The organism is Rheinheimera sp. KL1 (assembly GCF_001275035.1).
In the GTDB taxonomy this organism is placed as follows: domain Bacteria; phylum Pseudomonadota; class Gammaproteobacteria; order Enterobacterales; family Alteromonadaceae; genus Pararheinheimera; species Pararheinheimera tangshanensis.
The window spans coordinates 157,423-170,683 of record NZ_LAMX01000026.1 but is presented as its reverse complement, the minus strand read 5'-3'; the positions used below and the strand labels follow the sequence as shown (position 1 = coordinate 170,683).

The following is a 13,261-nucleotide window of genomic DNA, read 5'->3' as shown; positions in this document are numbered from 1 at the left end:
CACTTAAAACGAGGCGTTTCTAATGGACCGACTGCTGAGTATGGAAGTCTTTGTCAAAACGGTGGAAATGGGATCCTTGTCCGCCGCCGCGGATGCCATGCAAATGTCTTCTCAGCTAGTGGGTAAACATGTCCGGCTGTTAGAACAACTGCTGGGTGTGCAGTTGTTGAACCGTACTACCAGGCGGCAGCATTTAACTGAAATTGGCAGTGCTTATTATGAAAGAGCAAAAAATATTCTGGCAGAAGTAGAGGCTGCTCAGAGCCTGGCGGAAGAAGTAAGAGCAACTCCTGTCGGCAAACTCAGGATCAGTGCACCAGTCTCCTTTGGTATCCATGCACTGTCGGCGAAACTAAGTGCTTATATGGCGCAATACCCTGAAGTGGCTGTAGAGTTGTCAATCACCAACCGAAAAGTAGATTTAATAGACGAAGGGTTTGATGCGGTATTCCGAGTGGGCACTTTGTCCGACAGTGGCCTGATTGCCAGAAACCTTAAACCATACCAGCTGCTGCTTTGTGCCTCGCCTTTGTATTTGGCAAAACACCAGCCTCTGAGTCATCCGAGGGACTTGCAGCATCACCAATGTCTGGGATTTTTGCACACTGAGTTACGCACACACTGGACCTTTAATAGCCCGCAAGGTGAAGTCACGGTGCCAGTATCAGGTCAGTTTATGTCAGATAGCGGTGAAGCCTTACTGGCTGCGGCATTGCAGCATCAGGGCATTATGCGGCAACCTGCCGAGCTGGTAGAAAAAGCCATAGCCAGTGGCCATCTAATCCAGCTACTACCGGATTTCCCTGTTCCCTGTCGCCCCATGCATCTGCTGTACGCGCCAGACAGACGCATGACGCCCAAACTGCGTAGCTTTATCAGCTTTGTGCTGGCACACTTTGGCCCTGAAGCGCCCTAGATAAACCAGTTTTTGTATTGATTCACTCAGGCTTCACGCCTGATCACTCACTTAGTTTCTCACAGCGGAATTCTGACGATGACAACACAGACAGTTTCAGATCCATTTCGGGGTATCGTGTATTTCACTACAGCAGCCAGAGCACAAAGCTTTACAGCGGCTGCAGAACAGCTTGGGATCTCGAAGTCCGCTCTTGGTAAAAGTATTGCCAAACTGGAAAGCCAGTTAAACACCAGTTTATTCCACCGTACCACCCGAAAACTCAGCCTGACCACAGCAGGCGAGGCTTATCTGGCTAGTTGCCAGCTGGCGATAGACACTTTGCAAGCGGCTGAACTACTGCTGCAATCTAAATTAAGCCAGCCATCCGGCAGAGTGCGTATCGATATGCCCGCCGCTTTTGGCCGCTCAGTCATGATGCCGGTACTGCTCGGTATGGCGCAGCGCTACACGCAACTGCAGCTTACGCTGACCTTTAACGACAAAGTGATCGACCCAATGGATGCAGGCTTTGACTTAGCCATTCGTTTTGGTCCTTTGAAAGACAGTACAGACCTGGTTGCCAAAGCCCTGACACCGCAAACTTTGGTGCTGGCTGCATCACCGCTTTATTTACACACTTTTGGCACGCCAAAAGCGCTTGAGGATCTATCCACACATCAATGTATTGTGGCCTGGCGCGGGGGCAGTTCACTAAGCTGGCGCTTAAAAAATGCAGCAGGTCAGGAGCATCGCTTTCAACCTAAAGCCTTTCACCAAATCAGTGATGGCGATGCTATGGTCGCGGCTTGTGTCGCCGGTGCCGGTATTATTCAGTTTCCGCAATCGCTGCTGCGGCCTTATCTCGACAATGGAACCCTGCTGCAAATACTGCCCGAACTGACGCCATCACCTACTGAATTGAACATCATCTGGCCCCGCACTAAGCAATTGATGCCTGCAGTACGTTTTATAGTGGATGAACTGGTGCAGTTATCTGATGCCGGAACTTTTAGCTGATTGTAGAATTTAAATCTACAGTAAGTTACATCTGACGGCGTTTATCCACTTTTTCTCTGTTGTTATGATCTTTTCTGTCGCCAGCATGCTGGCTGCAGCTGAAGTTAATCAACCGCTAAAATCAACCACAGAGGTGCCTTATGCCAGTAGTAAATATTCAGATGTTTGACGGCCGTGATCATGCTAAACAGGCCATAGCCAAAGAAGTGACGGCAGCTATCGCTAAACACGCCAATGTCGATCCGCAGTATGTGTATGTCATTTTTAACGATGTACAAACCAAAGACTGGGCTATTTCCGGCGAAATTTTTGCAGAAACTCTCAAAGCCGCTGCAGGCAAAGCAGATGAGTGAAGCGTCAAGCAAAAACTCGGCGATCATTTGCGTATTTGAGCTGACATTAAAACCTGCCATGCTGGCCGCTTTTCAGGCTTTGGTGCAAAAGGTAGTTGCAGCCACAGCGCAGGAACCCGGTACTTTGTTATACAGCTACAGCCTGAACGCAGATAACAGCGGAGCTCATATCATTGAAAGTTATCAGGATTCAGCAGCGCTGGTCAGCCATGTCGACACCACCTTTGGCCCCTTCGCCGCTGAGTTTTTATCCTGCGTCGAGGTGACAGCCTTAACAGTGTATGGCGCCCCTGATCAGCAGGCCCAAAGCAGACTAAATAGCTTTGGTGCTGTGTATATGCAGCCTTTTGCTGGTTTTTTTCGCTGATAAAAACCTGGTATACCCAAAGCAAATCCGGCAGCGTGCAGGGCGGCCGGATTATTCTGCAGCCAGCTGCTCCTGTAAAAACGCTACCAGTGCTCTGACCTTGGCCGAAACAAAGCGCCTTGACGGATACACAGCACAAACAGGTAAAGTTAAACCCTGATAGTCAGGACAAAGCTGAATAAGTCGGCCTTGCTGCAACGCCTGCTGTACTAAAAAATCAGGCTGATAAATCACGCCACCGCCGCTTTCCGCCGCAGCCACACAAGTTTCACCGTTGTTGCAATACATCCATGCCTTGGTCCGAATCGTCAACTCGCCCTCAGGCCCTTGAAAACTCCAGTCATTACCACTGCCCCAATAACTGTAAGCAATGATCTGGTGATGTGACAGCTCTGTAGGATCTGCAGGTAAACCCGCCTTTTGAACATAGTCTGGGGATGCACAAAGCTGCATTTTTAGCTGATGTAAAGGCCTGCTGATCAGGCTGGAACTGGCAGGCCGGCCAATCCGCACTGCCAGATCAAAGCCCTCTTCCACCATATCTGTTAAGCGATCAGTTAATACCAGGTCCAGTTCAATAGCCGGGTTTTTCTGCTTAAAACCGGCCCACAGTGGCGCTAAATACCGAATGCCATAACTTACCGGTACATTGACACGCAGCCGTCCGCTGATTTGACTGGCCTGCGCACTAAGCTCTGCTTCAGCTTCTTATAATTGCTGCAATATATCGCTGCAACGTTCAGCAAAACGTTCCCCCTCCACCGTAAGGCTGAGCCTTCTGGTGGTCCTGTGCAGTAATCTGACGCCTAAACGCTGCTCCAGCTGCATCACCCATCTGGACAAGGCGGTGGTCGACACGCCAGATTTCTCTGCGGCGGCGACAAAGCTACCAGTTTCAGTCACAGCCAAAAAGGCTTTCATTTCGTTTATCTGCGACATTATCCCACCTTTCGGGATAGTTAATGTTAATTAAGCCAATTTATCATCAGATGATAGCTAATTATAGTGCTCGCATAGACTTTGTTGATTAAGGAGTGCAGTACATGCTACCCGTTGTTTTTATTTCTCATGGCGCCCCAAGCTTTGCGCTGGAGCCTGGTAGTGCAGGCCCCGCTTTGACCCGCTTTGGCAACACTCTGCCCAAACCTGCAGCTATTGTGGTGTTATCTCCGCATTGGCAAAGTCAGGGCTTGTACTTAAGCAGTAGCAGCAAGCCTGAGACCATCCATGATTTCTCCGGTTTCCCTTCTGCGCTTTACCAGCTGCAGTACCCTGTTGCCGGAGCCCCAGACATTGCAGCTCAGTTGCAACAGCATTTGCAGCAACAAGGCTTCAGCGCCGGGCTCAACCCGAACCGGGGTTTGGATCATGGCGCCTGGGTACCACTGCGTTATCTGTTTCCGCAGGCTGATGTGCCTGTAGTCCAATTATCGCTGCCGGTGCGCTGGTCCAGCCGTCAGCTGTACCAGTTAGGTCAGGCGTTAGCTGATTTTGCACCGGAGCAGATCCTGTTCGTAGGCTCAGGCAGTCTGACGCACAATCTGTACGAATTCCGTGCTTATGCCGATGAACCAGCTGCGGCTTATGCTGCTGAGTTCAGCGATTGGATAGCCAACCGTCTGAGTCAGAACCAGGCTTTACAAGTGGTCGATGCGCTGGAGCTGGCCCCTCATGCCAAAAGAGCTCACCCAACAGACGAGCATTTTCTACCTTTGAGTTTTGTGTTGGGCATAGCTGGACAATACAGCACAGTGCAGCCACTGGTCAGAGAAATCCGCCACAGTGTATTGAGTATGGATGCCTATGCCTTTGAGCGCTCAGGCCTGGGGGCATAACGCATGGCGAAACAAATTCCAACATGGAAACTCTGGTTGCTGCGCTGGACGGCGCTTTATCCAACCTTATTGCTGGTGTATGCAGTGCTTCAGCAGCAATTAGAAGTACTGCCTTTACCACTGAGGGTGCTGATCACCTCAGGCATCGGCACCTTGGCATTAAGCTTTGTCTGGATGCCACTTTTAACCCGTATTTTTACCAAATGGCTGCATAAAATAGCTCCAAAACCAACACAGGATAAGTTATGACAGACTTAATTATTCAGGCGCCGAAAGACGTTAAGCAATTAGTGTTGTTGCTGCATGGGGTGGGCTCTTACCCAGCTCATTTAAAGCCGCTGGGACAAGCTATTGCCGTAGCCAATCCACAGGCTTTGATTGTGGCTTTGGCTGCGCCTTTTGTTGATGAACGTGGTTTATCGCAATGGTTTTCTGTCGCAGGAGTGACAGAACAAAACCGGCCTGAACGGGTAACACAAGCCTTAGCTGCTTTTTTTCAGTGCTTAGCGCCTTGGCTGCAACAAGCCAGAGCAGCAGCTATTGAGCCCGTGTTATTTGGTTTTTCTCAAGGCGGAATTATGCTGCTGGAAGCTGCCAAAACCATAGAACTCAGCGATTGCCATCTCTTAGTCTGTGCTACTCGTTTTGCCAGCTTACCGGATCAGGCCTTGTCGGTAAAAAGCCTGGGCTGGTTACATGGTCAGCGTGATCCGCTGTTTTCGCCAGAACTGGTACTGCAGGCGAAACAACGCTTAGCCCAGTTTGGCCAGGACATAGAGCCGCAAATTTTTGCCGGCATGCAGCATGAATTACCCACTCAGGCTGCGGTGGATTGGATAAGCGCCTTGGTGTAAAACACAGTAAAGTGACAAACCGGGTTGAGCTACAACCCGGCCTCAGCGCTGATTTAAAACCTATAGCTGGTGGTCAAAAATACTGCAGGAAGCACATCTTCTTTCACCAACGGGCTATCCATCAGTTCGCCATTTAATTTATCGGCTTTGGCCAGCAGTGTCAGGTTCCACTGCTTCGACAGCAAATAAGTAAAGCCTAAAGACAAGCCGACCGATCGGATTCCAGCGTCAGCCTGAAAAGCACTGTAGCCAGACAAAACAACCTGCTCTGCGGAAACGCCAAAACGACTATTCATATAGTCTTCATCACCCCAATTCGCTGCAACCGCCGCCATCAGTATCACAGAAGACGATAGTGGGTAACGAGCTTCAGTTTTTAGTTCAGCCGTAGTGCCGTAGCCTTCAGATAATCCGGCGGACAGCTTGGCCGAAAATGTAAACATGGTCCAATCGTATTCAGCTAACAAGTTAGCAGTCGCTGAAGGATCAATATCCCCCATACCCTGTAAGTTTGTACGATCATCCTTTTCGTCCCGGCCCGAGCCATAACCTATCGACAGCCCCAACTTGTAGTTTTCGCCTCTGAGTGGGTAACTACCGATGCCGTGACGCACATTGGCAAAAAACAAACCGTTTTTATACTCAGCGCTTAATACAGGCACGGGGATCACTTCAAACTCATCTGATCCTTCGTATACCGGCATGTAGCCAGCGCCAGCGCCCACCACATAGTACCAGGAACTGGCCTGTTCGGAGGTATGTGTAGAGGCAACTTCAGGTACAGGCTGAATCCATTGCTGGGCACCAGCTTGACTAAGAGGAAGCAGACAACACACCCCAAACAGAGCTGGGCTAAGTAAATTTACCTTGTTTTTCATGATTTTTCCTTGTGAGCAGCAGCAGAGAATGGTATACAGATACAAATCATTTAAAGCATAGATTATTTAATGTTTATCATGATGTAAAGCGTGATAAACATTAATTTTATAAATTCAACCAAGGGTGAGTGAGATGAAATCAGAAGCGGGTATTTTAAAATTTCTTGATAAAGCGTTTTGGGCAGTCTGGATAGCATTGCCATTTTTGATAGGAGTAAGAGTGTATTTTGGTGTCACTTCAACCCACTTTAATGCGGGTGCCGGGGCCTGTGCTGGCATTCCTATCATTGATTTTTCGCTGCAGGGGAAAATTCTGGCTGGAGTTTTTATTGGCGTAAATGTAGTGCTTTATCTGATCCTGCTGGGCTGTATGCATAGCCTGATCAGGCAATTTAGCCGCGGCAGCCTCTTTGTTGAAGCCACGTTAAATTCGATGGTCAGGATCTCTGTGCTGCTATTGGCTTGGCCATTTTTCCAGCTGATATTTCTTAATCTGACATCCTACGTTTTATTCGTGCTTGGTGACGTCAGTGATTGGAAGTTACAATATAGCCTTGATTTATCTCTTATTACTTCAGGAATGGTTATTTTGGCACTACGTTTAGTGATGTCACAGGCTATTAAATTGCATCAAGATGCACAATATACGATTTGATGGAGCCTGAGCTATGACAATTGTTGTGAATCTTGATGTGATGCTGGCGAAACGAAAAATGCGCCTGAACGAGTTAGGCGACGCTATTGGCATCAGCGTGCAAAATCTTTCCGTACTGAAAACAGGTAAAGCACGGGCGATCCGTTTTTCCACGTTAAGTGCTATATGCAAGGTTCTTGAATGCCAGCCTGCCGATATTCTCGAATATACGCCGGGTGAGGATGAGCCCTTAGAAGACTAAAAGTCTGTTGCTGGCAGAGCCGCAGACATTGCAGCTCTGCCCGTTTAGCTGTTTTGCACTTAAACGCCGGTTTTTAGCTTTGGATGAATAGAAGAGATAATTTTAAAATCTTTAAAGTAGCCTTCAGTGCCAATATCCACGTAAAGACCAATGCCGCCTGAAGCTGAAGTCCCTTTCATTTTATTGACGATAAAAGACGGATATTTGGCGTTATTCAGATAAAGTTCGGCTCTCTCTCCTGCCACATGAATGCGCATGGTGATCCATTCATCCAGGCCAATATCGGCATAGGTTTCATACAAACCTGGCGCTTCTTTACGCAGTTGATCAAATTTATAACCGGGGTATGCAAAATACTGTACCACTTTGTTTCTGTAAGCCTGCACATCAGATCGTCCAACATTTGGCCGCAAATAAATAGATTCAAAAGCTGAGTTATCTGCACTGGTTCTGAAGTGAACCCCAATAAAACCTTGCGAAGCAACAAAAGGAGTAGGCCGCTGCACCCGAGCCAAGACCTTCACTTCAAAAATAGCATCGGAAAATTCAAAGTCTTTCAGCTTAACGTAAGTGGCTTCATCCACTGTATCGCCAAGACGTTTCACGTCAAAAGGCAAAGTCTTCAGATCGCGCTCTACCTTTAATACTTCTTCCCCATCAAGCTGCACCACAGCAGCAGTAACGTGGTTCAATTCAAACTCCCGGCCTTCCCACTGAATAGTTTGGGCAAAAGCAGGCGTCGCTAGAGTAAAGCTCAGTAGCAGGTGACTCAGTAATTTTTTCATAGTGCTGTCCTTTATGGAAAAAACAGCCATAGGCTAAGCCTTCTGACAAAGAAGAAAAAGCCGGGAACTATCGCTGAACTATAAACACTGTGTTTCTAATTCCTCATTGGGTAGGAGATTATTGTTTGCATCTGCAGTAGGTTTTATGGCCAATTACTACTCTACTATTACAAACCCAGATTTTCTCTATTCATAAATATCCCAATTTTCAAATAGAGATAACTACACAACTCCTGCCAATTTATCTCTCTAGAGATTATGAGCTAATGAATTACGCTACCTGCCTTACGAGTGGTCCAGCTGGTTAAGGCAACACCCAGCAACACAACGCCAGCAGCCAGAATATCTCTTAAAGATAATGTCTCATCAAGCAGGAACACGCCAAGTATGGCACTTAACACCGGAACTGACAGCTGCACTGTACCTGCAGTGATAGCCGCCATTTGGGTGCGCACCCAATACCACACCACATAGCCCAAAGCCGATGTCACAGAGCCGGATAACAGAGCGTAACAAGCTCCAACAGGGTTGATCTCTAACTGATCACACTGAAACCACAACAGTGCAAGGCTCAAGGGCACGGCCAGGATAAAACTGCTTGCAGTGCTATTAAGCGCAGAACCACCGGCGCGGCCAAGCAATGAAAAGCTTCCCCAGGCGATACCCGCGACCAACATCATGGCAGAGTAACGAAGTGGAGCCGACGTATCTGAAGGCAGGAGAAATACAATCAGTCCGCCGAGCGCCAGCACTATTCCCCACAGGCTGGTTTTTTCACCACGAACAAGACCAAAGCTCATCATCAATAACTGCGAGGAAGCAAATAAAACCAAAGCGCCGGCACCTGTATCCAGACCGCGATAAGCAAAAGAAAAGGCAACAGCGTAGGTAAAAAGTAATGCTGCAGACAATAAACCCGTTGGAGTCACTGAAGGTTTAATACCTTTGACTGCAAGAATACAGGCTAAAGTGACAGCCCCCGCTATTAACCTAATGGAGCTAAAACTTGCGGGGTCGATGCTGGTTTCCTGCAATGCCATCCGGGTTAACAAGGAGTTGGCGGCAAAAGCCAGCATAGTCAAAGCTGTTACAGCCAGCAGAAACCAGGGCGTCGAGAAGCGGGATACTACAGTACTGATGGTCATTTTTATAAGTCCCACTCTCAGGCTGAGCTTTGTGTTTCATCCCACTATAAATAACAACAAAGCACTTAGCTATGCTGTCAGGTTTTCGGCTCTGATTTTTAGGCACTTATGCAGACGGAGTCACAACAAATCAGTGCGTTATTTCCGCAGAGCCCTTGCTATAGCTTCGCTCTCTAATGCACTAAATCGCTTTGATATAGCAGCATCAGGATAAATAGTCTCAGAGGCATGGAACATACCGGGTAAAACATGGATCTCAGTCGGTACGCCAGATAGTATTAATCTTTTCGCGTATTCCATATCCTCTTCGACAAAAAGATCGATAGCGCCCACCACTATATCTGTCGGAGGTAACTTCGATAAATCAGTAACACGAGCAGGCACTGAACCATAAGGAACTTCTGACATACCCGCTTTTTGTCCTAATAAAGCAGACCATCCAAACGCATTCGAAGTCGGAGTCCATAACAACTGACCTATGTGAGCAGGCACTGTCCTGCTACTGCCGGTCCGATCATCGAGCATAGGAAAGATCAGGACTTGATGCTTTACAGGGATTTCAGCTCTGTCCCTGGCTGCAATAGCCAGCATAGCGGCATGACCACCTCCAGCACTATGCCCCATCAGTACAATATGGTCTTTATCAATCCCAAGCTCACTTGCGTTGTTATACAGGTATTTGAGGGCTGCATAATTATCTTCGAGCGCACCAGGAAACGGAGTTTCCGGAGCTAAACGGTACTCGACCATTACAACAGTACAGTTATACTTTTCTGCTATTTTCTGCATATTTGGCAGGTAAAGTGCCGCACTACCTAAGACAAAACCACCGCCATGCATATAAAGTATTACGGGCTTAGCATCTCCAGCCAGGGAATTAATCAGGCGAATAGATACATCAGGTTCCCCTTCAGCACCAGGGATAGTTTTCTGACTCACAACAGGAATTGGCGCTGGCTTTTTAATTTGTGCAGCCTCAGCAATACGCACTTTTTTATAATTTTCAGCGGTGATGTCAGCAAAGCCAATTTTATCTACGAGCTGCGAAACTTCAGTCAACTGATTGCGGTAATCAGGATGCAGCAACTCTAATGCGGCTTCATTCTGTAAACGAGCAAAAGCGAGATCTGGCAGAACAGCAAAGAACCCGGTACAGAAAAAGCACAGACCAAAGACAAAAGGTTGCTGCTTTTTTTTGTACTGAGCTAAATAACCACTTTTATTCATAGTATGTCCTATTGATTATTTCACACCTCATACCCCAGACACTCTTGGATGGCAATAGAGTGCGCTGTTACAGCAAAACTGCACCGCTTAACATAAAGATGAATCAATTAAGTTGCTACATTATTAGACAAAAATGCAGGAAAACAAGACAAAACTTAAAGGTTACAGATTCGATAAACTATTTTTGTTATTTGATATTTTTTCGAACCAGCCTCAACGGGCCTCACTTCATCGCGGCTCTTTTTTCAACAATCAGGTTCACTTCATCCCCACTGACAACCAACTTCATCCGTCCAACTTCGACATACCGGGAATAATCCTCTGGCGCAAAGTGCTGCAAGCTGGCTTCAAAGGTTGAAGGACCGAGCCACTTCGCACTATGAACCCCAAAATCTGAGTCATTCCTCTCCAATAACAATGTGATCTTGTCATCCTTTAAACGGTAGAGTTTTACTATATTACGATCAAAAGTGTCTGAGTTCCGACTGTCCAGATATTCAAACACCAACTGACTATCGGGTGAAAACACCGGAGCACCAGTTAACTCTGTGGTGAGTTTTGTTTTACGATCAATGAGTAGATAACTCCACCATTCCCAACCCGCTTTAAAGATCACGCAGTACCTTTTGCTGTGATCACAACCCCACAAAAAGAAATTCTGATAATGCTCTGCGTCGTCCACAATAACGTCTTGCAGCCTAAGCTCGCTGCCATCCAGGTAAGTCAATATCGCTTTACCCTGTTTTTTTTGGTAGATCTGCGCAAAATAGCGAGCTATTTGTTCAGGCCCCTGCTCTTTTGTGCAGTGCTCATAAGCCTGAAATTGTTCATAAGTGGGTTGCACAGGCAAAGGCTGACATAATTGCTGCAGCGTCATATGCCTGGCAGGTTCTGCCGCCTGCAGTGGAGCGGTAGCATTAATGAAACAGATGAGGCCAATGTAGGCTATCAGGTGTTGAATTTTCATTATGGTTAGTCCTTTAACTTCTGTGGCTCGCCCTAAGGCGCCTGAATTTTATACTCCTTCATATGCTTTAAATAAGCGATCAGATGATCGATATCCTGGCTACTCAACTGCGGGAAAGCGGGCATTTTGCTTTTGTATCTGTAGCCGGAGGCATTGGGGATAAAGGCTTTTAAATGAGCTTCTGTCCAGTACTCGGTGACGTTTTTTGGCGCGTTCAGCTCAGGGCCTAGTTCGCCGCCTTGCAGGTTAATCGAATGGCAGCTGATGCAGCTTTGTTTAAACAGCAAAAAGCCCTGATAAGCAGCTGAGTTTTGCTCTGCATTGGTTGGATAAAGTTTGGCGTAACGTTGCTGGAAACTGACCAGCTCCAGCTTCACTAATTGATAAGGCCAGGGTCTGGTTTTCTCCACTGCTTTGCCTTGTTTCCACACCAGATAAAATGGTGCGGGCGATAACATGGTTTTGCCCTGCTCCACTGGCGCAAAGTCAAAATCCTTTTTACCACTTTCGGCAAACACCAGTACTGCCTGATCATCCAGTAAATACTCAAGCGGCATACTGGGGGCGTAGCCATCAGAGGCGGTCAGCACCACTTCATCGGCGGCCTGACCGGGTTTATAACCCGCAGCTTTTAACAGCTGCAGTAAAGACACGCCTTCAAAGCTTTTTTCACTGTTATAGACAGGGTCAAATAGCTTGATGCGCTGCACTGGTACTTGTTGTTTAATTTGCGCCAGCGTCCATTGCTGTTGTTGCTCTGGCAGCTGAATTTGCAGCTGCTGCGCCGTTAAAGCAAAGGAGCAAAAAGATAAAAAACCAAACAGTATCAATATACTAGTTTTAAACATTAGTGCTCCTTTACCTACAGTGACCTCAGAACCTATACCCAAAACACCTGAAGCTGCAGCTTCAAGTTTTGTGGGTATAAACAGCTTAGCCTAAATACTGCTTTAACCAGTTGATCCTATCCTGCTGCGCTTTGGCCTGCACAGGTCTGAAACCATGATCAGCACCAGGGTAAATCAGCAGTTTATGTGGGTGTTGCAATGCTTTTAGTTTCATCGACAATTGTTCAGAGCTGGTCACTGGCACATGTTTATCCTGGTCACCGTGTTGGATCAAAATAGGTAACTGTGCAGGTAATTGCTCAGGCCATAACAGCACTGAACGTTCAGCTAAAGCTATAGTTTTATTGCTACTGTAGTCAGGGATCCTTGCTTTAAACACATTATCCATTTCGGGGCGAAGTTCCAGCTCTTTGGCAAAATCCGTCGGGCCAGCTCCTACTACTATGGTTTTCAGCTCTGGCATGGATTTGGCCAGCATATAGGTCATCATGCCGCCTCTGCTATGACCCCACATGCCCAGACGATTTACATCGGCCTGTTTCATACCCTGAACTATAGGCAACAAGGCTTTGACATCCTCTAAGTCAGCGCCCCCGAACTCATCAAATCCGGCATTTACCCCAGTGTTTTTACCCCAGTTATGTTGGCCTCTGTAATTGCTGGCAAGAATAACAAAACCTTGCTCAGCCACAGGCATCAGATTTTTCATCACAAAACTGAAGTTCAATTGGCCGTAATCTGCATTACCACCTCTGTTATAAATAACCACAGCAGCTTTGCCATTGATTTGTTTAGGCTTAATCATAAAACCACGAACAGGTACGTCGCCTACTCTGTAAACAAAGTCCTGACAATCCAGAGTCTGCAGGAAATGTTCAAAATCAGCCTGCGGCAGTTCGGCCCGGAGTTTAGCTTCGGAAAATTGTGGCTGGTTTTTGCCCATTTTTATCCGCATCGCCATAAAGCTATCGTAACTTTGAAAAGGGCCGCTAAAGCAACTGCGGCTTTTTTGCAGACTGGCCGCAGTGCTGAATAATTCAGCCTGAGCTTTTGGCTTAGTTTCAGTCGCTGTCGCCTGCTTCAGCGGCGCTTGAGCCGAAGGCGTTTTAGCAACAACAGCGCCACTGAAAGTAAGGCTTAAAAGTACAGATAATACTGTGTATTTCATCGCAACATCCTTGTTTAGGTTTG

At 47.2% G+C, this 13,261-nt stretch carries 18 protein-coding genes; 9 read left to right on the top strand and 9 right to left on the bottom strand.

Annotation, left to right across the window (positions count from 1 at the left end; genetic code table 11):
* The first annotated feature begins 22 nt into the window (after positions 1-22).
* The 4 genes from WH43_RS15030 (at position 23) to WH43_RS15015 (ending at position 2,635) form a co-directional block, all read left to right on the top strand.
* Positions 23-916, top strand: coding sequence for a LysR family transcriptional regulator (locus WH43_RS15030; RefSeq protein ID WP_053425409.1), 894 nt, complete (start codon positions 23-25; stop codon positions 914-916).
* 78 nt (positions 917-994) lie between these two features.
* Positions 995-1,915 carry a LysR family transcriptional regulator gene (locus WH43_RS15025; RefSeq protein WP_053425408.1) on the top strand — a complete coding sequence of 307 codons (921 nt, stop codon included), beginning with the start codon at positions 995-997 and terminating at the stop codon, positions 1,913-1,915.
* A gap of 140 nt (positions 1,916-2,055) precedes the next feature.
* Positions 2,056-2,268 (top strand): tautomerase family protein, encoded by a 213-nt coding sequence (locus WH43_RS15020; RefSeq protein WP_053425407.1) that lies wholly within the window; start codon positions 2,056-2,058, stop codon positions 2,266-2,268.
* Positions 2,261-2,635 (top strand): putative quinol monooxygenase, encoded by a 375-nt coding sequence (locus tag WH43_RS15015; RefSeq protein WP_053425406.1) that lies wholly within the window; start codon positions 2,261-2,263, stop codon positions 2,633-2,635. The genes WH43_RS15020 and WH43_RS15015 overlap by 8 nt, the downstream gene beginning before the upstream one ends.
* Positions 2,636-2,686: 51 nt before the next feature.
* Here the strand turns inward: WH43_RS15015 and WH43_RS15010 are convergent, their stop codons facing one another.
* Both WH43_RS15010 and WH43_RS20775 read right to left on the bottom strand, forming a co-directional pair.
* Positions 2,687-3,307, bottom strand: a complete 621-nt coding sequence (locus WH43_RS15010) for a substrate binding domain-containing protein (RefSeq protein ID WP_286049841.1) — start codon at positions 3,305-3,307, stop codon at positions 2,687-2,689.
* 36 nt (positions 3,308-3,343) lie between these two features.
* On the bottom strand, positions 3,344-3,574 hold the full coding sequence (locus WH43_RS20775) for a LysR family transcriptional regulator (protein WP_286049795.1): 231 nt from the start codon (positions 3,572-3,574) through the stop codon (positions 3,344-3,346).
* Positions 3,575-3,678: 104 nt separating this feature from the next.
* On the opposite strand from WH43_RS20775, the gene WH43_RS15005 reads away from it, so the two are divergent.
* Genes WH43_RS15005 through WH43_RS14995 form a run of 3 tightly spaced genes read left to right on the top strand, consistent with a single transcriptional unit; the run spans position 3,679 to position 5,324 of the window.
* Positions 3,679-4,470: a DODA-type extradiol aromatic ring-opening family dioxygenase gene (locus tag WH43_RS15005; RefSeq protein WP_053425405.1), complete on the top strand. Its 792-nt coding sequence runs from the start codon at positions 3,679-3,681 to the stop codon at positions 4,468-4,470.
* 3 nt (positions 4,471-4,473) lie between these two features.
* Positions 4,474-4,719, top strand: a complete 246-nt coding sequence (locus WH43_RS15000; RefSeq protein ID WP_053425404.1) for a putative antibiotic biosynthesis monooxygenase — start codon at positions 4,474-4,476, stop codon at positions 4,717-4,719.
* Positions 4,716-5,324, top strand: coding sequence for an alpha/beta hydrolase family protein (locus WH43_RS14995; RefSeq protein WP_053425403.1), 609 nt, complete (start codon positions 4,716-4,718; stop codon positions 5,322-5,324). The genes WH43_RS15000 and WH43_RS14995 overlap by 4 nt, the downstream gene beginning before the upstream one ends.
* Before the next feature lie 53 nt (positions 5,325-5,377).
* Here WH43_RS14995 and WH43_RS14990 read toward each other — a convergent pair whose 3' ends face one another.
* Positions 5,378-6,202, bottom strand: a complete 825-nt coding sequence (locus tag WH43_RS14990; protein ID WP_053425402.1) for a MipA/OmpV family protein — start codon at positions 6,200-6,202, stop codon at positions 5,378-5,380.
* A 133-nt stretch (positions 6,203-6,335) separates the two neighbouring features.
* Between WH43_RS14990 and WH43_RS14985 the strand changes: the two genes are divergently transcribed.
* Positions 6,336-6,857, top strand: a complete 522-nt coding sequence (locus WH43_RS14985; protein WP_053425401.1) for a DUF2975 domain-containing protein — start codon at positions 6,336-6,338, stop codon at positions 6,855-6,857.
* 13 nt (positions 6,858-6,870) lie between these two features.
* Positions 6,871-7,098: a helix-turn-helix domain-containing protein gene (locus WH43_RS14980; RefSeq protein ID WP_053425400.1), complete on the top strand. Its 228-nt coding sequence runs from the start codon at positions 6,871-6,873 to the stop codon at positions 7,096-7,098.
* A gap of 59 nt (positions 7,099-7,157) precedes the next feature.
* On the opposite strand, the gene WH43_RS14975 is transcribed toward WH43_RS14980, so the two are convergent.
* The 6 genes from WH43_RS14975 to WH43_RS14950 all read right to left on the bottom strand — a co-directional run bounded on the left by WH43_RS14975 (position 7,158) and on the right by WH43_RS14950 (position 13,238).
* The gene (locus WH43_RS14975) at positions 7,158-7,883 is read right to left on the bottom strand and encodes a 3-keto-alpha-glucoside-1,2-lyase-like domain-containing protein (RefSeq protein ID WP_286049793.1); all 726 of its coding nucleotides are present in this window, start codon (positions 7,881-7,883) and stop codon (positions 7,158-7,160) included.
* A 263-nt stretch (positions 7,884-8,146) separates the two neighbouring features.
* Complete coding sequence (locus WH43_RS14970) at positions 8,147-9,028, bottom strand: DMT family transporter (protein ID WP_053425399.1); 882 nt, start codon at positions 9,026-9,028, stop codon at positions 8,147-8,149.
* 138 nt (positions 9,029-9,166) lie between these two features.
* Entirely contained in the window at positions 9,167-10,255 is a 1,089-nt protein-coding gene (locus tag WH43_RS14965; RefSeq protein WP_082335810.1) for an alpha/beta hydrolase, read from the bottom strand.
* A gap of 223 nt (positions 10,256-10,478) precedes the next feature.
* Positions 10,479-11,222 carry a hypothetical protein gene (locus WH43_RS14960; protein ID WP_053425398.1) on the bottom strand — a complete coding sequence of 248 codons (744 nt, stop codon included), beginning with the start codon at positions 11,220-11,222 and terminating at the stop codon, positions 10,479-10,481.
* A 32-nt stretch (positions 11,223-11,254) separates the two neighbouring features.
* The gene (locus tag WH43_RS14955; RefSeq protein WP_053425397.1) at positions 11,255-12,070 is read right to left on the bottom strand and encodes a c-type cytochrome; all 816 of its coding nucleotides are present in this window, start codon (positions 12,068-12,070) and stop codon (positions 11,255-11,257) included.
* Between the two features lie 85 nt (positions 12,071-12,155).
* Positions 12,156-13,238: an alpha/beta hydrolase family protein gene (locus WH43_RS14950; RefSeq protein ID WP_053425396.1), complete on the bottom strand. Its 1,083-nt coding sequence runs from the start codon at positions 13,236-13,238 to the stop codon at positions 12,156-12,158.
* Positions 13,239-13,261 lie beyond the last annotated feature (23 nt).